Genomic DNA, 21,946 nt, shown 5'->3' with positions numbered 1-21,946 from the left:
AGCGTATTATTTAAAAGCTTTTCAAACATAATACCGATAAATATTCAATAAAAAATGCCGCTCTACATAAGTAAAACGGCATTGTGATTAATAAGACACTTGCTATTTATTCATCAAGTCTTCAATTTCTTCAATTTCAATAGGTATGTCACGCATTAAATTAAATGGTTCACCACTACTATTGATAACTACGTCATCTTCTAGTCTAATTCCAAAACCTTCTTCTGGCAAATAGATACCTGGTTCAACGGTAAACACATTTCCCGCCTGCATAGGTTCCCATAAAATCCCATAATCATGTGTATCCAGCCCCATATGGTGAGATGTTCCATGCATGAAATATTTCTTATAAGCTGGCCAGTTCGGATTTTCATTTTGTACATCGGTTTTATCGAGAAGACCTAGACCTATTAACTCACTAGTCATGATTTTACCTACCTCAACATGGTATTCTTTCCACAGTGTCCCAGGTACTAGCATCTTAGTGGCTTCATTTTTCACTCTTAATACTGCATTATAAACTGCTTTTTGACGGTCTGTATAACGACCGTTTACAGGAATAGTTCTAGACATATCGCTGGCATAGTTTGCATACTGCGCACCTGCATCGATAAGAATTAAATCACCGTCTTTACATTCTTGATTATTCTCTATATAGTGCAATACGTTTGCATTATTACCACTCGCAATAATAGGTGTGTAGGCAAAACCGTCACTACGTCTTCTTATAAACTCGTGTAAAAACTCTGCCTCTAGATCAAACTCCATCACACCAGGTTTTGTAAACTCTAGAACACGACGGAAACCTGCATTTGTGATATCACAAGCCTTTTGCAGCAAATCAATTTCGATCTGATCTTTTACCGCACGCAAGCGCTGTAAAATAGGAGCTGATTTTGCATAGTTATGTGCTGGATATTGCGCTTTAGTCTTTTTAATAAAACGATCTTCACGAGTTTCCATTTCAACAGCCTGGCGGTAATGCTCATTAGTATTGAAATAAATTGTGTCGCACTGTGTCATCATTTCAAAAAACTTCTTATCAAAATCACTTAACCAATAAACGGTCTTAATCCCAGACACTTCTGTAGCACGTTCTTTAGTAAGTTTTTCTCCTTCCCATATAGCGATATGCTCATTTGTTTCTGTCACAAATAACACCTCGCGATGTGCTGGGTCTGGACTATCTGGAAATAATACGAGAATGGTATTTTCTTGATCTGCACCACTTAAATAAAATATATCTCTATGTTGCTTAAACGGCATGGTACTATCTGCTCCAGTAGTAAAAATATCGTTTGAATTAAAAACGGCTAGACTCGATGGCTTCATTTTGACCATAAAATTTTTACGATTTTTAATAAAGAGTTTAGGATCTATAGGGTGATATTTCATAATTTAATTTGTAGTAAATAATAGTATTAAGCTCATTTTAATACACTTTAAAGTAATTGCATTAAAACGGCCAGCAAGATACCAATGCTACAACAGATAGCAAAGGTTTACAGAAATCTATAACATTTAAAATTAAGGTCTTCTTTTACGCTTTTTTTGATTTTTTAAAAAAGTAATAACAAGCAATAAAATAGCAGCTAATACAATTCCAATGATGATATACCTTGCAACTTCCATAATAATTTAAAGATTGTGGTTGATGGTCTTAAATTACTATAAATAAGTGAGATATTATTCATCTACATAAATACCATTATCTGGTATCATATAATAATCTGCACCCATATGACTAGCATCAATATCAACATTTGTAAAAACTCTTGGTTCACCTCTAGCTTCTGTAGGTAGATTATCTTCACTTTTATACCAGATTAATTCTTCAGGTAATAACAATCCATTTACATCTTGCCACTTATTGTATTTTATAAAATGAAAATCTGTTGACTTAGAACCTTGACCTCTAGTAACGGTATATGCTAGCCATTCCATCTTTTTAGTTTCTGGATGATAGTATAAAATATACTCATCATCTGGTGAGTCGCCTACGTTTGCCTTATATGCAATTTTAAGACCTGGATATGAAATCCCATCTTTTTCTAAAGCAACAACCTCGCTGTACATTATTCCATTGTCTGCTAGGATAAATGGCATAGTGTAGAAATAAAACATAAGGTTGTGATAAAAACGTGCACGTTCTTTAGGGTAATAAGTACTGTCTTGAGCCAGCCATACCTTACCACTTTCAGAACCTATTTGATACTTATCAGTTTCTATTAAAATATCGCGTGACTTTAAGTCTGTAGTATGCACCTCATTACCTGTTTCTTTAGGCATAGTAAAAGTGAGGCTTTGCATAGCGTTCCATTGCGCAAGCCCACCGTGTGCGGCTAGGACATCTTGATATGCTGGAGGATATATAGATAAATCTATTTGCTCAACTGGTGCAATTTCTGTTTGAAGAGGTAATGCCTCTTTTTTGTTTTCACTCTTACAAGATATTAATAAAGCACCTGCAAATAAGGTTAATAATATTTTTTCATGTTGGAAAAGTATAAAAAGTGTATCACGATTATGTTAGCATCGTGGTAAAAAAATGTTAGAATAAGAATTTTAAAAACCGCCTTGCTTATCTTTAAGCACCAAAAAAAACATCCATGAACAAAGTTCTATCCTTTGCCATAATATTTTCTAGTTTCATAGGCTTTTGTCAGAGCCCGAAAGCGACTGCTGCAATTCAAGTCCAACAAGGTCTAGAACAACACCGACAAATGGCGCAAAACTCGCTATTTAAAAACCTAAAATTTAAAAATGTAGGTCCTACCATCATGTCTGGTCGTGTTGTAGATGTAGATGTAAACCCTGCAGACCCTACAGAAATGTTAGTAGCCTATGCTAGTGGTGGATTATGGTATTCTAATAATAATGGAACGAGTTTCACACCTATTATGGATGGTGCAGGAACGATAAACCTAGGTGATATTGCGGTAGATTGGACTGCCAAAACAATATGGGCAGGAACTGGAGAAAATAACTCTAGCCGTAGCAGCTATACCGGTATAGGTGTTTTAAAATCAACAGATTGGGGAAAAACATGGAGTCAACCTATGCTTACAGACTCACATCACATAGGTCGTATCTTAATCAATCCTTCAAATGGTGATCATGTAATCGTTGCTGTGACAGGACCATTGTATTCCAAAAGTGATTCTCGTGGTATTTACACCACTCAAGATGGTGGAAAGTCGTGGAAAAAAACACTTTTTGCAACAGACATGGCTGGTTTTATAGATCTAGCACACAGCCCTCAAAATTTTAATATTATGTATGCTGCGAGCTGGGAAAAAGACCGTAAAGCATGGAACTTTGATGGAGATGGCGATGCAAGTGCTATTTATAAAAGTATAGACGCTGGACAAACATGGAATAAGATCACGATAGAAAAAAGCGGTTTCCCAGTAGGTTCTGGTGTAGGCCGTATAGGGCTTGCTGTATATGATGATAACACGGTATATGCTATACATGATTCACAGTTTCGTAGAGATAAGGATGATAGTGGTAATAACGCTTTCGCGAAAGCGGACTCTGCAAACAGCTTATCTAAAGACGACTTTAAATCCATGTCTAAAGAGGCTTTCTTAAAACTCGATAACGATAAACTTAACAAGTTTCTAAAAAGAAATGGTTTCCAAGAAAAATACCGAGCAGACAACGTAAAAAACATGGTGCGCAGTGGTGATGCCACACCGCTAGATGTGGCCAAATATCTTGAAAATGCAAACACACAACTATTTGATACACCTGTAAAAGGTGCCGAACTATACCGCAGTAATGATGGTGGAAAAACGTGGAACAAAACACACGAAGGTCAAATAGATGATGTGTTTTACAGCTATGGATATTACTTTGCTCAAGTGCGCGTAGATCCTAGCGATGTGAACCATGTTTACGTGATGGGTGTCCCTATTATAAAATCTAAAGATGGTGGTAAGAACTGGGAAAGTATTTCAAGAGAAAACGTACATGCAGATCATCACGCACTATGGATTAATCCTAATAAACGCGGTCATCTTATCAACGGTAATGATGGTGGACTTAACATCTCTTATGATGATGGTGAGACTTGGATTAAAAACAATTCACCTAGTGTAGGGCAGTTTTATGCCATCAATTATGACTTACAAAAGCCATATCGTATTTATGGTGGTTTACAGGATAATGGCGTTTGGGTAGGTCCTCATAATGCTACTGAAGATAGAGAATGGCACCAGCGTGGTAATTACCCATGGGAAACCATAATGGGTGGCGACGGTATGCAAATTCAGATTGACTCACGCAATAGCGACATTGTTTATACGGGTTATCAATTTGGTAATTATTTTAGAATCAATCGTGGAACTGGCGACCGCAAGTACATCCAGCCTAAACATGAACTAGGAGAATCTCCATACCGTTTCAACTGGCAAACGCCTATTTTGCTGAGCTCTCATAACCAAGACATTTTATACTTAGGTGGTAATAAATTGCACCGTTCTATGAATCAAGGTGATGACTGGACCGCTATTTCTCCAGACTTAACCCAAGGTGGCAAAGAAGGAAATGTAGCTTATGGAACACTAACTACCATCAGTGAATCGCCGTTTCAATTTGGGTTGATTTACACAGGTACTGATGATGGACTGGTGCAAGTCACTAAAGATGGTGGTGTAGAATGGGAACAACTCAATGGTGGCTGGCCAGCAAATCTTTGGGTGAGTCGCGTAGTGGCATCTCAACATAAAAAAGGGCGTGTTTACGTCACTCTTAATGGTTACCGTTTTGATGATTTTACACCTTATATATATATGAGTGAAGATTATGGAAAAACGTGGAAGAACATCGGATTATCAATACCTACATCAGCAGTAAATGTAATTATAGAGCACCCTAAAAAAGAGCATATTCTTTTTGTAGGAACAGATAATGCTACTTATATAAGTACTGATACTGGTAACACATGGAACTTACTCACAGTTGGAATGCCACCAGTAGCCGTTCATGATTTAAAAATTCAGCCTGAAGAGAATCATTTACTGGTAGGAACTCACGGCCGTTCTATTTACCTAGCAGATTTAGATGCTCTAGAAATTATAGGAAATGATTTCGCTTTTGCAAAAGTTGATAAAACAAGAGCTTCTTCTCGTTACGGTAGTAAAGGATTTATGTGGAGTGAAGGACCGGAACCTTCTATAGAACTTGCTTTTTACAGTCCAACAGCCAGTAAAGTAAAAATAGAAATCCTCAATGAAAATGGTAAAACCATTCAAGAACTAGCTACAACGGCAGACAAAGGCTTGAATTTCTATACTTATGATGGCTCTATTTCAAAATCTGGTATTAAGCGATTCAAAGACAAGCCTAAAACCGCAGATAACGGAAAAACCTATTTACCAGTCGGGAAATACACAGTGAAAATCACTGGTAATACGGGAAGTGCTGAGCAAGTACTTGAAATGGTTGAGTAGGTAGTATATTGAGCTAGGAGTCTAGAATTTTTAATTTATATTTTGATAGTAGAGTTCAAGGACAAGGTCGTCTTGAGAACTTATGCTACATTTTTCATATCAAATTTGCTGTATAAAGAAAAATAATGACAATAATCAAAAATTGCACACTCGCAAAAATTCCAACACTACCTTAACATATCTTACGTAAGGAAAAACACCTTATTACTACTATTGAAAAAGTAAAGCAGCCTTAAAGCTATTAAGATTCAATCCAAATAAGACAGAGTAGTCATGCTTTTATCTCTAACGATTGAAAATCCAGTGGCTGAAAGTTATCTTTGCGTCAAACTAAAAAATTATACATGAGCGCATTAGTAAAATCTTCTATTGCTAGAAAGTGGATAATGGCACTTTCGGGTCTGTTTCTGGTTGTATTCCTAACACAGCATTTTGTTATAAACATTACATCTGTTATAGCACCAGACACTTTTAATGAGTGGTCACACTTTATGGGCTACAACCCATTAGTTCAATTCATTGCACAACCTATTCTTATAGGTGGATTAATCGTTCACTTTGTTATGGGTATAGCTCTTGAAATTAAAAATAACAAAGCACGTCCCATTAAATATTCAAAATATTCTGGTAATGCAAACTCAACTTGGGTGTCTCGTAATATGATTATTACAGGTCTGGTTGTTCTTGCATTTTTAGGATTGCACATGTACGACTTCTGGGTTCATGAAATGACAGTAAAATACATAGACTTTGCACCAGAAAATCCTACAAGATATTTACCAGAGTTAAAAGAGAAATTTGTAAGCCCAGTAAGAGTAGGTCTTTATGTAATTTCTTTTATTTTACTAGCAATGCACTTATGGCATGGATTTAATAGTTCTTTCCAGTCCATGGGAGCAAAAGCAGTTAATAAAGGTGAAGGATTAAGAAAAGCAACCTATGCCTGGTCTGTAATAATACCTGCAGGTTTCATTTTCATCGCATTGTATCATCACTTTACTCACTAATAATAATAAATTATGTCAGTATTAGATTCTAAAGTACCTAAAGGACCACTTGCTGAAAAGTGGGTAAATCATAAAAATCACATTAATCTAGTTAATCCTGCAAACAAGCGTAATATTGATGTTATCGTTGTAGGAACAGGACTTGCCGGTGGTAGTGCCGCTGCAACTCTAGCTGAGCTAGGATATAATGTTAAGACATTTTGTTATAACGATTCTCCACGTCGTGCGCACTCAATAGCAGCACAAGGTGGAATTAATGCTGCCAAAAACTATCAAGGTGATGGGGATTCGAATTTCCGTTTATTCTATGATACTATTAAAGGTGGTGACTATAGATCTCGTGAAGCAAACGTACACAGACTTGCAGAAGTATCTTCAAATATTATCGACCAGTGTGTAGCACAAGGAGTTCCTTTTGCACGTGAATATGGTGGATTGTTAGACAACCGCTCTTTTGGTGGTGTACTTGTTTCTAGAACTTTTTATGCAGCTGGACAGACTGGACAACAGTTATTATTAGGTGCATATTCTGCATTGAATAGACAAATTAACCGTGGTAAAGTAACGCCATTTAACCGCCATGAGATGTTAGACCTCGTAAAGGTAGATGGTAAAGCACGCGGTATTATTGCTCGTAACCTAGTTACTGGTGAGATAGAAAGACATGGCGCACATGCTGTGGTTATAGCATCAGGTGGTTATGGAAACGTATTTTTCCTTTCTACTAATGCTATGGGAAGTAACGTGATGGCCGCATGGAGAACACACCGCCGTGGTGCTTATTTTGCAAACCCATGTTACACACAAATTCACCCTACATGTATACCTGTAAGTGGTGAACATCAATCTAAACTGACATTAATGTCAGAGTCACTACGTAATGATGGACGTATCTGGGTTCCTAAAAACTTAGAAGACGCAAAAGCAATACGTGAAGGTAAATTAAGAGGTGTAGATCTTAAAGAAGAAGATAGAGATTATTATCTAGAAAGAAGGTATCCAGCCTTTGGTAACTTAGTACCACGTGATGTTGCATCACGTGCTGCAAAAGAACGTTGTGATGCTGGTTATGGAGTTAATAAAACAGGTAATGCCGTTTATCTTGACTTTGCCGCTTCATTCTTAAGATATGGAAAAATAGAAGCACTTACTAGTGGTCATAAAGACGCAAGTGAAGCAGAGATGATTGCTCTAGGTAAAAAGTAATCGAGAAAAAATATGGTAACTTGTTTGATATGTATATGAACATTACAGATGAGAATCCTTATGAAGTACCTATGAAAATTTTCCCAGCTGTTCACTATACAATGGGTGGATTATGGGTAGATTACAACTTACAAACTACTGTACCAGGATGTTTTGCGGCTGGTGAGGCAAACTTCTCAGATCATGGTGCAAACCGTCTAGGAGCTAGTGCTTTAATGCAAGGTCTTGCAGATGGTTATTTTGTATTGCCATATACTATAGGTGATTATCTTGCAGATGAGATTAGAACTGGACCAATTCCTACAGATACTGCAGAATTTGATCAAGCAGAAAAAGAAACTCGTGATCGAATTGCAAAATTAATGAATGGAGCTGGTTTACACTCTGTAGATTATTATCACAAAAAGCTAGGTTTAATCATGTGGAATAAATGTGGTATGTCTCGTAATGCTGCAGATCTAAAAACCGCAATGGATGAAATCGCAGAATTGAGAGCTGATTTCTGGAAAAACGTAAGAGTTCCTGGTAGTACAGACACTAAAAATCAAGAATTAGAAAAAGCTGGTCGCGTGGCAGACTTCCTTGAACTAGGAGAACTGTTTGCAAAAGATGCTTTAGATAGAAATGAAAGCTGTGGTGGTCACTTCCGTGAAGAGTACCAGACAGAAGAAGGTGAAGCACTGAGAGATGATGTGAACTACGCATATGTATCTGCTTGGGAATATAACGAGAATCCACGTGATGCAAAATTACACAAGGAAGACCTAGTGTTTGAGAACGTAGAACTGAAAACTCGTTCTTATAAATAATTGAATTTTAAATGTTCCGCTTTCGCGAAAGCGTGACAAACTAAATATAAAAAGTATGAAACTTACTTTAAAAATATGGAGACAGGCTGGTCCTGAAGCCAAAGGAAAAATGGTTACTTATCCACTAGATGGTGTAGATGGCGACATGTCTTTTCTTGAAATGATGGATATCTTAAATGAAGAATTAGTTAATAAAGGTGAGGAGCCAGTAGAATTTGACCATGACTGTCGTGAAGGTATCTGTGGATCTTGTAATATGATGATCAATGGACAACCTCATGGACCTCAAAAGTTGACCACCACATGTCAATTGCACATGAGAAAGTTCAATGATGGAGATACAATTACCATTGAGCCATGGAGAGCAGCTGCTTTTCCTGTGATTAAAGATTTAATTGTGGACCGTTCATCTTTTGATAGAATACAGCAGGCTGGTGCTTATGTATCTGTAAATACCTCTGGTAATACTCAAGATGCTAACTCTATTCCTATTGAAAAAGCAAAAGCAGATGAAGCATTTCACTCAGCTACTTGTATAGGTTGTGGAGCTTGTGTTGCAGCATGTAAAAATGCTAGTGCGATGTTATTTACAAGTGCTAAAGTTTCTCAATATGCTTTATTACCACAAGGTGAAATTGAGGCTACTGATCGTGTGCAAAATATGGTACGTCAAATGGATATAGAAGGATTTGGTAACTGTACAAATACAGGAGCTTGTATGATTGAATGTCCTAAAGGAATTAAACTAGAAAATATTGCACGTATGAACAGTGAATATTTAAAGGCAAATATCTAGTTACTCATTAGTTTACTAACAGATTTAAAAAAACTCCATCTATTCTAGATGGAGTTTTTTATTAACCTTAACCTTACTGCATAAATAAAGCTCCTAGTACCCTAGGAGCTTTATTTATAAAAATCATGAAGTATTTATAATTTAGAAAAGTACTTTATCTGTTAATAGTAGAATACCGTTAGAAGTTTGAATAGATGTAAAATCTTGAGAACGGAATTTTACCACTTCACTGAATGGACCAGTATTAAACGTAATACCGTTTTGTGAATTCATAGAGGTTGAAACATCAGAACCTAATGTAGAGATCACTAATCCATCAGATAGCTCACTTACCTCATAGTTTTCTTGAAAAGATAATTGAGTATTAACCGCATAATTAATGGACTGAGAAACATTATTATTAGAATCGGCAGCATTGATAGCTGTTTTAAAAGCTGCTATAGCAGCATTATCTGGTACAAATACAGTCAATTCTTGAGAGATACCAGATTGAAACTTAGTCTCTAATGTTGTCAAAGCGATAGATGCATCTGCAGATTCCTCTATTAGAGCTCTAAAACTAGCAAACTCAAGGCACTCATTAATAAATGTTCTGGCTGTAGAAGGCTCTACAATCTGATCTACTGAGTGTACAACTCCATTTTCAAATAACATATCTGGAGTCGTTACTGGTACTCCATTAATTTTAAGTCCATCGTGATTAGATATAATAGACATAATATGAGAAGAAGATTCAAAAGTTGTTTGAGCCATAGTTTCTACGATTAACTCTTCAACTGTATTTAAATCACTAATTAAAACTTCAGATTCTATGACATGATTTTTAAGTAATTGTCTTAATTCATCTTCAGGAATTTGAGTAATACTAGTCATTCCATTTTGAGAAAGATAATTTTCAAAAGCAACATTTGTAGGAGCAAATAATGTTATGTTTTGTTGGTTCTCTAACCAGCCTTGAATATCACTACCATCAATAGCTTCTTTGAAAATGGTATAATCTGCATCATTGCTAACATAGTCAGATATTTTTTGAGGCACATCTTCTTGATAAAGATCTGCATTAGTTAATTCATCACCACTACAGGATATGAATAATACGGCTACAAAAGATAATTTTAAAAGTGAAGTAAAGTTTTTCATGATTTTTAATTATTGGTATTATCCAAAATTAACTATTCAACTAAAATATCAGCACTTAAGCGATTTCTATTCGTTTAACGTCATAGCCAAAATTTTCTTAATATTGAAACAAATCCACTCTATATACCTGTTTTTCAATACCTTAATAGTAAATAGATAAATTTCGTTTTATATCGATTAATATTGTATTTCATCGATTTTATGTATTTTTAACGAATAATTATACCGTTATAAAGAATTTTATCAAATTAAAATTACCTTTGCACGGCTTAAAACCCAAACAGTTACAAGTCATTCAAAAACATTAACCATTGTTAAGTTTTATTGAGTAAATCTTTTTCTTATATTAGATTATGATGAACTCAAAACTCCCTAATACTAAAGAATCTATATTTTCTACTATGAGCGCACTAGCACGTCATAGTAATGCTTTAAACCTATCACAAGGATTTCCCAGTTTTCCCGTTGACCCTATTTTAAAAGAATTACACACTAATGCGGTCAACAATGGTTATAATCAATATGCACCTATGCCAGGCATATCTGTGTTAAGAGAATCGATATCAATTATAACTAACAAACTACATAGCGCTATATATAATCCAGCAACTGAGATTTGTATAACAGCAGGTGCCACTCAAGCCATTTATACCGCGATACAAGCTGTAATTCATCCAGGAGACGAAGTCATCGTTTTTACACCAGCATATGATTCTTATGTGCCAGCTATCCAAATGGCAGGTGGAATCGCGATAGAAATACCTATGACGTTGCCAGATTTTAAGATTGATTGGGAAGTGGTTAATGATCATATTAATAATAAGACAGCAATGATTATGATTAATTCACCACATAATCCCAGTGGAACCATGTTAAGTCATCAAGACATGCTGCAATTAGAACGTCTATCCATAAGGTATGATTTAATTGTCTTAAGTGATGAAGTTTATGAACATATCACTTTTGATCAAAATAAACATTTGAGTGCTGCAAGATATCCTGAACTTAAGAAGCGTAGCTTTATAACAGCTAGCTATGGTAAAACGTTTCATATTACTGGCTGGAAAACCGGTTATTGTCTAGCTCCTGAACATTTGATGAAAGAATTCTATAAAGTACATCAATTCTTAGTTTTCAGCATTAATCATCCTGCACAAATAGCTATAGCAAACTATTTAAAAGAAGAGAATAGATATTTAGATCTAGGTGCATTTTATCAACGTAAACGAGATTTATTTTTAAATTCAATCCATGGCAGCAAATTTTCGTTTCAGCCTACTCAAGGAACTTATTTTCAATTATTAGATTATACTAACATTACTGATGAAAATGATGTCGATTTTGCGAAAAGATTAACCAAAGAACATAAAATAGCTGCGATACCTATATCCGTTTTCATGAATGGAAAAGACCCTAAAATGCTACGATTTTGTTTTGCTAAAGAAGATCATGAAATAATTACAGCAGCTCAAATTTTAAATAGCTTATAATATAACTCTCAAACGTAATAATTACATTTAATAAAGATAATGTAAGTAATGAAGCCTAAACAGAATATAAAAGTTAGTTTAATACAAACACATCTAGTCTGGGAGAATCCAAAGGTTAATCTTAAGCAGTTTTCGCGCAAGCTAGAACAACTATATGGAATCACAGATATTGTCATTCTACCAGAAATGTTTACCACAGGTTTTTCTATGCAACCCCATGGGCTAGCTAGTGATGAAAAAGTCTATAAATACCTTAAAGATCATGCAAAAAAAGGTGAGTTTGCCATCTATGGTAGTGTCATGTTTCAAGAAAACAATAAATTTCTAAATCGTGGGGTTTTCATGCGCCCTGATGGCTCATACACTTTATATGATAAAAAACACCGGTTTACACTCGCTGGTGAACAAAAAGTTTATGACAGCGGCACAAATCCCGTTATTGCAGACTACTTGGGATGGAAATTTAATCTACAGATTTGTTATGATTTACGGTTTCCTGTTTTTGCGAGAAACACGCAAGACTATGATGCACTTATCTATGTTGCTAACTGGCCTGTCCCTAGAGTTAACGCCTGGGACGCTCTTTTAAAAGCTAGAGCAATTGAAAACATGTGTTATGTGATAGGCGTTAACCGTACTGGAGTTGATGGTAGTGGTATGGAATATAATGGTCATTCTCAAGTTTATAATGTACTAGGACAAGAATTTATTGAACATCCATGGGAAAATCAAAATATAAAAACAGTTCTACTTCAAAAAGACCATATATTGAAATTAAGATCTAAATTAAGGTTTCTAGAAGATAGAGATCCATTTACTTTAATATAACTGTCTCTCGCACGTCCCAGTTTGCTTGTAAGGTTATTAGTTGAGGTAAATAAACCACTTCCTCTGGTTGTAATCCTTTTAGAAACTTACCTGTATCATATCTTCCATTAGCATTTGCATCATATATCACCCGTATTAAATAATTACCTGGATCTAAATTTTCAAAAGCATAAACACCGTTTTCTCTAGCGATTTGCTGTCTAACTACATTTAAATCTTCCTTGACGATTTGAATAATCGCTGGCCATTTTGTACCAGTAGAAAGAGTGATTTCCATATTCCCATAATCAGATGTTGATCTAGTAGTGCCGTTAAAAGCTAAAGTATCTGTTGTCTTTCCATAAAAGTCAATAATTGCGCCTGGTAAAACTTCTACTTTATAGCGTTGCATCTCATCTTTCTCAAAATCTATCGTTAACTCATTTTTTAACTCATCTAATCGCGCGTCAAATTCTAAAGCTATAGAATCTTTATCTATCACCTTAAATTTGGACAAATCAAATGCATCGATAGGCGTACTTGCAGTAAGTACTAATGGCCCAGATAGTGATAAATCACGTTGCTTTTTAACAATAAGACTGTCTGTGAATCGCTCCTTAATAGTTACTTTTTTAGATCCCTCAAAATCTTTGTAGTTAAAATCTAAAAAGATACTATCCATTTCAATCACTGGCTGGAACCAAAACTGTAAAGTATCGTTATCTTCTAGTTTAGTAATTCTGGTTTTAGTAAATAGGTCTTTTTCTTGTGATACAACATTTAAAGAATCTAACTTACCTGTATAAGCTACATATAACTTAGTCTTTGCTTCATGAGTGATTTTTTTAACTGCAGGATCTAGTTCCGGTTGAAACATTTTTAATTCATAAACCTCATCACTAGGTATTGTAACAGACTTTGTGACATAACCTATTTTATCTGTACGTGGATTGAACTTGAGATCGCTATTTTCTTCTTTAATTCCTACTAGTCGATATTCTCCAGCAGCAAGATTTTCCATTGTAAATGTCTTCAAACTATCTAAAGTATTCAAAACGTATAATGGAGGTCCTTTAAAAACTAAAGAGTCTGTATATTCTTCATCCATTTTGTAAAGCAATACATTTACATAATCATCTGCTTTATAATTAAGCGCGTCAGTAATTTTACCTTTCAATTTTAGAGAATCTATATAAGTCCCTGTACTGAACACATATTTGAAAAATGGATATGGATTTGACTCATTATTATCGACTATACTCTGCCCAAAATTGAGCGTATAAGTTGTATTAGGCGCTAGTGTATCTGTAATGGTAATGGTCATTTTTTTAGACGCACTTCCTTGTGGTGTTACAATAGGTCTATTCTTAAGAGGTGGAGAAACAACCAGTTGTTTTTGTAAATCTTGTAGTTTAACATACTCATCAAAAGTAATCTCAATCTCTTGTGCTTTGAAATTAACACTATAATTATCAGGATAAGCTCTTAAGATAACCGGTGGCTCCTCATCTATAGGTCCTCCAGTTGGATTACCACGTTTTGCACATCGAACCACTAAAATGGTTATGCATAAAACAATCGCTATATTAAAAAAAGTTTTTTTCACAGTATATAATAACGATTGCAAGGTACTATGATTATGTAAAAGATGGAAAACTTTTATTAATTACGCTTCATCTACATTTACACAGATATTGCCATAGTAGCAATTGAAATTTTGACATCTGGTATTTTCAATAATTCTCTGGCGCATAAAACTATAGTTGTACCAGTAGTTATAACATCGTCTACAATTAAAACATGTGTACCTCTAGGTATAGATCCCTTAATTTGATAAGGGCTATTTGTTTCATCGCTACGTTGAATTTGATTTAAACGTGCTTGATTAATTGTATTTTTAGTTTTCACTAAAACATCCTCTCGATAGCTTGCGTTTAAAAAATGTGCGAGTTCTTTTCCAAAACCGCTAACCTGATTATATCCACGTTTTTTAAGCCTTTTGGGATGGACCGGTACAGGTATCACGATATCAACATCATTAAACAGTCCATCCTCTCTAAGTTCATGTCCCAGCCAGCTGCCTAAGAAATTACTTATCTCTTCCCTTTTACGATACTTTAACTGATGTATCATTTGTTGCACTGCCCCTATTTTTTCATAATAAAATAAGCTTGTCACATGCTGGACATCGATACGAGCATAAAAAAGTTCACGTATTTTCTCATCACTAGTCCTATGAAAATGAGTAAGAGGTAAATGAGCACGACATGAGGTACAACACAAGCTCTCGCCTGTGGTAAGAACAGTCTCACAACCTACACACAACTCTGGATAGAGTAAGTTAAAGAAATCATATATCCAGCGCTTCATGTATATTATTTAGTACGTTTATGGCGTTAAATGACTAAAGATAACATTATGGGAACTCAAAAAGACAACCGTTTAATAAAGATATTACTAGGACTTGCAGTTCTATTGTTAATAATCTTAGGAACTTATACCTATAGAGCACATCATAAAAATGAGGCTATCACTAATCAATTAAGTATTGAAAAAACAGAAATTGAAAAAGCACTTGAAAACATTGAAAAAGAATATTTAATAGAGATTGAGAAAGGTACCGCCATCACCAGTGACCTAGAAGCTGCAAAAGAACGCATCACTAGACTTAAAGATTCTGTAAGTCGTCTAGAACCGAATGTGGCGATTCTAGCCCGTTTACGTAAAGAACTGGTAAAAATTAAAGATGAACGTGAGGTACTAGCAGCACGTGTCTATGTATTAGAAAAAGAGAACGAAACATTAGTACGTGTTAAAGACAGCACACTTCAAGTACTTAATGAAGAAATTATCGCTAGTACTAATAAGACCACACAAATCGATAATCTAAATGAAAGTATGGCTAAGGCTGCAACCCTATTACCTACTAACTTTAAAGCCAAAGGAGTCATCATAAGAAGTAGTGGTAAAGAAATAGAAAATGATCGCGCCCGCCGTGTAGATGACTTAAAAGTATGTTTCACCTTGCCACAAAACGCACTAGCACCTACTGGTGTGCAATCTTTTTACCTACAGGTTATCAACCCAGATAATAATGTACTAGGACTTAAGAAAAAACAGCAATTTGAAGATCAAGAATTGACCTATTCAAAAATGGTTACTTTCAATTACAAAGGACAAGAACTCGATATTTGTGAACTAGTACAAGCAAATGAGGACGACATTATTAAAGGCACATATCGCGTTAATTTATATAATAACGGGATAAGAGTGAGCAGCTCTGAACTTGACCTTAGATAAGGTTTATTTTAAAATCACTATTTAAACACGCTTTAGGGCGTGTTTTTTATTTTACGCTTTCGCGAAAGCGAAATAAACAAAATCATATCGTTGCAAAGAGCCTTTTTTTTACATTTGCAGCTATGGCAAAGAACAACGATCAAGATCAGTTTAAAAAAGTACTCTCACATGCAAAAGAGTACGGTTATGTTTTTCAATCTAGTGAAATCTATGATGGATTAAGCGCGGTTTATGACTATGGTCAAAATGGAGTAGAATTAAAGAAAAACATCAGAGAATACTGGTGGCAAGCGATGACGCAATTAAACCAAGACATCGTAGGTATAGATGCTGCTATTTTTATGCATCCTACGACATGGAAAGCCTCTGGTCACGTAGATGCTTTTAACGACCCGTTGATTGATAATAAAGACTCTAAAAAACGCTATCGCGCAGATGTGTTAATTGAAGATTATTGTGAAAAAAATCTTCAAAAAGCCGATAAAGAAATAGCCAAAGCTGCAAAACGTTTTGGTGAAGATTTTGATGCTGACATGTATCGCCAGACCAATCCACGTGTGATGGGTTACATGAAAAAAGCTACAGAACCTACTGCAAGACTTGCTGAGTTGCTTGAAAAAGAAGATTTAGCTGGTGTAAAGGCATTGATAGAAGAACTTGAAATCACAGATCCTGATACAGGTTCTAAAAACTGGACAGATGTGCGCCAGTTCAACCTTATGTTCGGCACTAAAATAGGTGCCAGTGCAGATACTGCTACAGATTTATATTTAAGACCAGAAACAGCACAAGGTATTTTTGTAAACTTTCTAAATGTTCAAAAAACTGGTCGTATGAAGATTCCTTTTGGAATAGCACAAACTGGTAAAGCATTTAGAAATGAAATCGTTGCACGTCAATTCATATTCCGCCAGCGTGAATTTGAACAAATGGAGATGCAATATTTTGTAAAGCCAGGAACAGAGCTTGAGTGGTTTGAAATCTGGAAAGAACGCCGCATGGCATGGCACAGATCGCTAGGAATGGGAGATGAAAATTACCGTTTCCACGATCACGAAAAACTTGCTCACTATGCAAATGCTGCCACAGATATTGAATTTGACTTCCCATTTGGTTTTAAAGAATTAGAAGGTATTCATTCTCGTACAGACTTTGATCTTAAAGCACATGAAGAGCATAGTGGTAAAAAACTACAATTCTTTGATCATGAAGAAAATAAAAGTTATGTGCCTTATGTACTGGAAACATCGATAGGTCTAGATAGAATGTTTCTAGCCGTCTTCTCTAATTCTTTAAAAGAAGAAAAACTAGATGGTGGTGGCGAGCGCACAGTTCTTAAATTACCAGCAGTTCTTGCACCGGTTAAAGCAGCTATTTTACCATTACTGAAAAAAGATGGATTACCAGAAATCGCAAACGAGATTATAGACGAATTAAAATGGTCTATGAAAGTCGCTTATGAAGAAAAGGACTCTATAGGTAAGCGTTATGCACGTCACGATTTGAACGGTACACCTTATTGTGTTACCATAGATCACGATACTAAAGAAGATCGTGCAGTTACCGTAAGAGATCGCGATACCATGACTCAAGAACGTATTGCTATTAAAGACCTTAAAAACTATCTAGAATCTCGTGTTAGCATGAGTGAGTGGTTGAAGAAGATTTAATAGATTTTATTGAATTGACTTAGAAAAGTCTAAAACTATATAATATAAAAACACCGTAGCTATTGAGCTACGGTGTTTTTTCTAATACAACTCTTTTCAAAAATATTATTTACGATTAAGGTATTACTGCATCAATAACGACGCATAACTCGCCTTCTAATCCACCTGTTGTCACCACATCAAAACGAAATTCATCTCCGACAGCGGTTCCAGCTCGTTGACATGTAACAGTAACCGTATAATTAGTTCCATTAATGCCTAAAGTACCAGGACCTACCGCGTTCAATGTTACTGCTTCTGTTAATAACCATATATTACTAGGATTAGAAGTTTCATACACTTCAACAGCCGCTACTCCAGGTCCACCATTATTAGGAAAAAGCTCTGTTTGTAATTGAGCCTCAGGTATTAATGTTTGTGTACTACCATCGTCAAAGGTTAGTCCTTGATAGTTACATTGCGATTGATTATCTGCCATACCATCATCATTATCACAGCTGAGCATAGTTAGTGATATAAAAAGTAATAGAGATACTTTAAGTAAAGATTTCATAATATTATTTTAATAATTATGTCCCGAAAGTATCTCAAACAACTAGCTTTATCTACTACCACTTTATGAATGCTAAGTTTCACTCCATGAAATGATGGCTTGATGGTTTTAAAAAATTTAGCAGTGGTAATTGTTAATTGTTGCTATTGTCTAGGGTTGGCATAATGGGCAGATTCTGAAATAAATTCAGAATGACAAGTGAAAGTTTAAAAATAAGCCTTCAACTGCACGCTACCCGTGTGAATGGTTCTTGCGGTTTCACTGTCACGCCCACTATAAGAGATATTCAGGTCTAAAAATGAAGAGATATTCTTTTGAAACAACAAGTTCCAAGTAAAGTTTGTACCTGGTTGTAATCCTTCTAGCATTTGGAAACCAACAGGAGAAAATGCTTGTCCTATAAAATCGTTTTTTACATAGCGTATCTCGCCATTAACGGCATAGCTTTGCTCTTTATTAAAGGACCAACTTATACCTATATTTTGTTGATCGAGCATTGCTTCTTCATTAACCACATTTTCTTTAGACTGCAATTCATAAAACACGTCTACACGGCTACTATTACCAAATAAATACGACACTTGAGGTTTAAATAAACTCTCATTAATCTTGAAATTTCGGTTGCTGAAGTTCTCACTTTCACTAGCATTAAATCCAGTTTGAGCATCTACCGTAATCAACCAGTTTTCTTTAATTTTATGAATAAAGCCCAGTTGATGACTTTCTATATCACTACTCAAACTACCTATGCTTTGCAAGTTTTCATTAGCACTGCTTATGTAGGTGTAATTAGTCGTGTATTGCTGTTTACCACGATTAAAAAATAAGCTGTTTCTAAAATTTAGGTTAAGTCCTAACTGATTATCTCCTGTACCGAATGGGTTTAAATCAAATGTAGCTCCTTCTCTCTCTACCATACGATCAATCAAGTAACTGGTCTGATTGTAGAATTGAGATAACACCTTTTTATAACCATCGCTTTGCGACCACGAACTGGGATTTAAGGTAAGCGTTTGAGAAAACTTATTTTGATGTGTAGGTACAAATACCTGATTGGGCAGTAAAATGCGCACAAAACGCCCTTGATCTTGAAATTGTGCCACTTCAAACTCATTTAAATCTTGTATACCATCGCCGTTATAATCTATCCAAGTAAATGTTCCCTGTCCTGGATTAACCGCTACATAAGTAAAATCCTGTCGCGGTATGGTAGAACTATTGGTCTCATAAGTCGTGTTCAACAACACTTTTTTATCATAAAACTTGCGCTGGTATTGCAGCCTGCTATTAAAAGACACCTCATCTTCTACGGTTTCTATTTCGCTTTTCAACACACGATAATTAGCATAAATTTTTAAGCTACTCAACTCATCTTTAATAGGTTGTGATCTTATGTAATAATTATTAGACCTGTTAACACGCTCTAGATTGCCCAATCGCAAACTATCATTCACACGATTCCTGTATCCTACTTCTACAAAAACGGCCGTACTATCACCTACACCAGTATACACTTCATAACCTGCAAATCGCTGTGACAGTGGCGTTAAACTACCATCAGCAATGACGGTTTGCTGATTATCTTCTGTCTCATATCGAGCACCTATCCATTTATTATTGAACCGTTTTACCACGTCAGCATTTGCTCTGTAAAACTGTGATTCTAGAGCAGTAGCGTTGGTGTTGAGTACGCTTCCGCGAAAGCGTGCTGTCCATCCACCATCACGATATACACCATTTAAGTTGTGTCTATTACCACTATAGCTATCAGAAAACTCGAGATGTTCTAATTCATAAGTAGCTCGTAATGTGGAATCTTGCACATAATCCAATCCAATTGTGGAAAAGAGTTGATTACCTGAAATGATGTCTATGTTCCAATCTCGATTAAATTCTATGTTATAAACGCGCTCTACATTGCGGAAGTTTTGGTCAATATAATCAGACTTTACACGTGCTTTTAAGGTCGTAAGTGAGTCCTTTTTCCATAGCTGCTGTTGCACGGCAAGCTTTACCGCAACACCACGATTATCATCATCATCTATGCTTGAAAAACGATTCAAGTCATTACTGCTGGCTGCAATTTCAGTATCTACTATCGTAGTTTTAGAAGGTGCATATCGAGCTTTAGCACCAGCAATAGTGATAATCTCGGGCGCAAAAAGTCTAATTACAGGTTCAAAATTCCCTTGAGGAACGCCAGCGATAGGTGGTACATATTCATAAATATTGGCAATCGCCTGATCGTTTACAAGAACGTAGTTTCCTTGGTTCTCGCCTACTAAGGAGAATCGAACGTTGAACAGCTCATCATTAGGATCCTGCGAAAAAACAAATCGTTCTACACCAGCGATGATTTCGCGTCTATATAAAATCTTATTTTCAGAAAACGTATCGGGAACCGCACTAGGTGCAATTGCAAGATCTTCATCATCTCCAGCAGTTGCAAGTATCGCCACTTGATCTTCATTGAGGTTTTGCTGTAACGGCTGATTTTTGGCATCGCTCTCGGTATAGATGTATGATTCTACACTCAGTTTATCGGTCTCATAGCCACCTTTTGCAAAGCCTACGAAACGAGTAAAATTACGCTCACTGTATTGATATTCTATAGAAATACGCATCTCACTCGTGATGGGAAATGTAGCATTAAATCGTACTTCTCCTGCGTTATAGTCGATGACATAGTCTGCATTTTCACCTCTGGTAAGCGGCACACCATTTACAAAAACACGCTCACTACCAGAAACGACCAGAATAAACAACTCACCATTACGACCGGTAAGTTTATAAGGTCCTTGATTACCTTCTTGACCTGTGAATCTTGAGATATTAAAAATACCACGTACTAAAGCACCAGCCGCTTGAACATAGCCTTGAGAATCATCGCCTTCAAATTTGATCTGACCAGAGATTCCTTGAACACGTTTGGTGAAGTTATTGAAATAAGAATCGGTTTGAATGAGGTCTACGTCTCCAGCTCTGATATTCCAGTCATCGCTATAGAGTTCTATAAAAATCTGGTCAAATTCATCGAGGCGTTGTGAATATCCATTCTGAGTTTGTGGTACGTTTGCGTCTTGAATGGAAGCACGCAAAGAGACTTTATCAGACAGCGCTCCAGAGATTCTTAAATCCAGTTCTGAGTCTACGACTGAGTTTTGATTATTACCTACTCGCAATCCTCGTGTAATAGAGCCTGTGGTGTTCAATCCATTAAATGGCACATAATTGCGCTGCACTGTAGGTTGTCGCATGGCAACTACACGTTCTTGAGCCGTTTCATTTTCTAGAATAATTTTAGGATCGTATAGCTGGTAAGTTCTGGTTAAAAATTCTGGAAATGGTAAGAACTGTATATCTATAGAATCTGTTTTTATCGCAGTAGCATCTTTAATACTTAGCATCGCTTTTACAAAATCTACCTGATAAGCGGTTGAATCTATTGGCATGCCGCGACTATCTACTATCTTGAAATAGGATGGATTAATACTGATGCTATCCAACTGTATACTGTCTGTCACCGCACGACGCACTTTTTTCACATTTACATACTCTTGTGCACTGGCTGCTGCCATGATGAGAGTAAAGAGAAATGCCAGTGCGTGTTTCATGCAAGATTAAAACAGATTCTCTTCAAAAATATTTTAATTGTAAGTAGTAATGGTGTTTTGTGGTGGGAAATCTTGTAATCTCAACATCTAAGAAGAAA

Annotated in this window: 14 protein-coding genes and 1 pseudogene; 8 read left to right on the top strand and 7 right to left on the bottom strand. The window is 35.8% G+C overall.

The window, feature by feature from the left end; genetic code table 11:
* Positions 1-102 precede the first annotated feature (102 nt).
* Both BST92_RS06260 and BST92_RS06255 read right to left on the bottom strand, forming a co-directional pair.
* Complete coding sequence (locus BST92_RS06260; RefSeq protein ID WP_105070668.1) at positions 103-1,395, bottom strand: aminopeptidase P family protein; 1,293 nt, start codon at positions 1,393-1,395, stop codon at positions 103-105.
* Positions 1,396-1,686: 291 nt separating this feature from the next.
* The gene (locus BST92_RS06255) at positions 1,687-2,310 is read right to left on the bottom strand and encodes a DUF6503 family protein (protein WP_245910878.1); all 624 of its coding nucleotides are present in this window, start codon (positions 2,308-2,310) and stop codon (positions 1,687-1,689) included.
* 299 nt (positions 2,311-2,609) lie between these two features.
* Between BST92_RS06255 and BST92_RS06250 the strand changes: the two genes are divergently transcribed.
* The 4 genes and pseudogenes from BST92_RS06250 (at position 2,610) to BST92_RS06235 (ending at position 9,274) form a co-directional block, all read left to right on the top strand.
* Positions 2,610-5,456: a VPS10 domain-containing protein gene (locus BST92_RS06250; RefSeq protein ID WP_105070666.1), complete on the top strand. Its 2,847-nt coding sequence runs from the start codon at positions 2,610-2,612 to the stop codon at positions 5,454-5,456.
* Between the two features lie 344 nt (positions 5,457-5,800).
* Positions 5,801-6,463: a succinate dehydrogenase cytochrome b subunit gene (locus BST92_RS06245; RefSeq protein ID WP_105070665.1), complete on the top strand. Its 663-nt coding sequence runs from the start codon at positions 5,801-5,803 to the stop codon at positions 6,461-6,463.
* A 12-nt stretch (positions 6,464-6,475) separates the two neighbouring features.
* Positions 6,476-8,478: pseudogene (locus tag BST92_RS06240) on the top strand (fumarate reductase/succinate dehydrogenase flavoprotein subunit).
* Positions 8,479-8,533: 55 nt separating this feature from the next.
* Positions 8,534-9,274 (top strand): succinate dehydrogenase/fumarate reductase iron-sulfur subunit, encoded by a 741-nt coding sequence (locus BST92_RS06235; RefSeq protein ID WP_036583169.1) that lies wholly within the window; start codon positions 8,534-8,536, stop codon positions 9,272-9,274.
* 141 nt (positions 9,275-9,415) lie between these two features.
* Here the strand turns inward: BST92_RS06235 and BST92_RS06230 are convergent, their stop codons facing one another.
* Positions 9,416-10,414 (bottom strand): fasciclin domain-containing protein, encoded by a 999-nt coding sequence (locus BST92_RS06230; protein ID WP_105070664.1) that lies wholly within the window; start codon positions 10,412-10,414, stop codon positions 9,416-9,418.
* A 356-nt stretch (positions 10,415-10,770) separates the two neighbouring features.
* Here BST92_RS06230 and BST92_RS06225 point away from each other — a divergent pair, with 356 nt between their 5' ends.
* Complete coding sequence (locus tag BST92_RS06225) at positions 10,771-11,904, top strand: methionine aminotransferase (protein WP_342747842.1); 1,134 nt, start codon at positions 10,771-10,773, stop codon at positions 11,902-11,904.
* A gap of 48 nt (positions 11,905-11,952) precedes the next feature.
* A complete protein-coding gene (locus BST92_RS06220; protein WP_105070662.1) occupies positions 11,953-12,732 on the top strand; it encodes a nitrilase family protein in 780 nt (259 codons plus the stop codon).
* Here BST92_RS06220 and BST92_RS06215 read toward each other — a convergent pair.
* Both BST92_RS06215 and BST92_RS06210 read right to left on the bottom strand, forming a co-directional pair.
* Entirely contained in the window at positions 12,719-14,317 is a 1,599-nt protein-coding gene (locus BST92_RS06215; protein WP_211292451.1) for an Ig-like domain-containing protein, read from the bottom strand. The genes BST92_RS06220 and BST92_RS06215 overlap by 14 nt on opposite strands.
* 77 nt (positions 14,318-14,394) lie before the next feature.
* Positions 14,395-15,081 (bottom strand): ComF family protein, encoded by a 687-nt coding sequence (locus BST92_RS06210; RefSeq protein ID WP_105070660.1) that lies wholly within the window; start codon positions 15,079-15,081, stop codon positions 14,395-14,397.
* 48 nt (positions 15,082-15,129) lie between these two features.
* Here BST92_RS06210 and BST92_RS06205 point away from each other — a divergent pair, with 48 nt between their 5' ends.
* Both BST92_RS06205 and BST92_RS06200 read left to right on the top strand, forming a co-directional pair.
* Positions 15,130-16,011 carry a hypothetical protein gene (locus BST92_RS06205; RefSeq protein ID WP_105072213.1) on the top strand — a complete coding sequence of 294 codons (882 nt, stop codon included), beginning with the start codon at positions 15,130-15,132 and terminating at the stop codon, positions 16,009-16,011.
* Positions 16,012-16,133: 122 nt separating this feature from the next.
* Positions 16,134-17,681 carry a glycine--tRNA ligase gene (locus BST92_RS06200; RefSeq protein ID WP_105070659.1) on the top strand — a complete coding sequence of 516 codons (1,548 nt, stop codon included), beginning with the start codon at positions 16,134-16,136 and terminating at the stop codon, positions 17,679-17,681.
* Positions 17,682-17,796: 115 nt separating this feature from the next.
* Here BST92_RS06200 and BST92_RS06195 read toward each other — a convergent pair whose 3' ends face one another.
* Both BST92_RS06195 and BST92_RS06190 read right to left on the bottom strand, forming a co-directional pair.
* On the bottom strand, positions 17,797-18,234 hold the full coding sequence (locus tag BST92_RS06195) for a hypothetical protein (RefSeq protein ID WP_105070658.1): 438 nt from the start codon (positions 18,232-18,234) through the stop codon (positions 17,797-17,799).
* A gap of 206 nt (positions 18,235-18,440) precedes the next feature.
* Entirely contained in the window at positions 18,441-21,848 is a 3,408-nt protein-coding gene (locus BST92_RS06190) for a hypothetical protein (protein WP_105070657.1), read from the bottom strand.
* Positions 21,849-21,946 lie beyond the last annotated feature (98 nt).

Origin of the sequence: Nonlabens arenilitoris, from assembly GCF_002954765.1 — a bacterium.
Lineage (GTDB): Bacteria > Bacteroidota > Bacteroidia > Flavobacteriales > Flavobacteriaceae > Nonlabens > Nonlabens arenilitoris.
The sequence above is the reverse complement of the archived record's forward strand: the minus strand, read 5'-3'. Positions and strand labels throughout refer to the sequence as shown.

Bases quoted from the DNA above. Each gene is read 5' to 3' on its own strand.
- BST92_RS06200 (WP_105070659.1), top strand. From the start codon at position 16,134: ATGGCAAAGAACAACGATCAAGATCAGTTTAAAAAAGTACTCTCACAT.
- BST92_RS06210 (WP_105070660.1), bottom strand. From the start codon at position 15,081: ATGAAGCGCTGGATATATGATTTCTTTAACTTACTCTATCCAGAGTTG.
- BST92_RS06260 (WP_105070668.1), bottom strand. From the start codon at position 1,395: ATGAAATATCACCCTATAGATCCTAAACTCTTTATTAAAAATCGTAAA.
- BST92_RS06190 (WP_105070657.1), bottom strand. From the start codon at position 21,848: ATGAAACACGCACTGGCATTTCTCTTTACTCTCATCATGGCAGCAGCC.
- BST92_RS06195 (WP_105070658.1), bottom strand. From the start codon at position 18,234: ATGAAATCTTTACTTAAAGTATCTCTATTACTTTTTATATCACTAACT.
- BST92_RS06230 (WP_105070664.1), bottom strand. From the start codon at position 10,414: ATGAAAAACTTTACTTCACTTTTAAAATTATCTTTTGTAGCCGTATTA.
- BST92_RS06255 (WP_245910878.1), bottom strand. From the start codon at position 2,310: ATGCAAAGCCTCACTTTTACTATGCCTAAAGAAACAGGTAATGAGGTG.
- BST92_RS06220 (WP_105070662.1), top strand. From the start codon at position 11,953: ATGAAGCCTAAACAGAATATAAAAGTTAGTTTAATACAAACACATCTA.
- BST92_RS06225 (WP_342747842.1), top strand. From the start codon at position 10,771: ATGAACTCAAAACTCCCTAATACTAAAGAATCTATATTTTCTACTATG.
- BST92_RS06205 (WP_105072213.1), top strand. From the start codon at position 15,130: ATGGGAACTCAAAAAGACAACCGTTTAATAAAGATATTACTAGGACTT.
- BST92_RS06250 (WP_105070666.1), top strand. From the start codon at position 2,610: ATGAACAAAGTTCTATCCTTTGCCATAATATTTTCTAGTTTCATAGGC.
- BST92_RS06245 (WP_105070665.1), top strand. From the start codon at position 5,801: ATGAGCGCATTAGTAAAATCTTCTATTGCTAGAAAGTGGATAATGGCA.
- BST92_RS06235 (WP_036583169.1), top strand. From the start codon at position 8,534: ATGAAACTTACTTTAAAAATATGGAGACAGGCTGGTCCTGAAGCCAAA.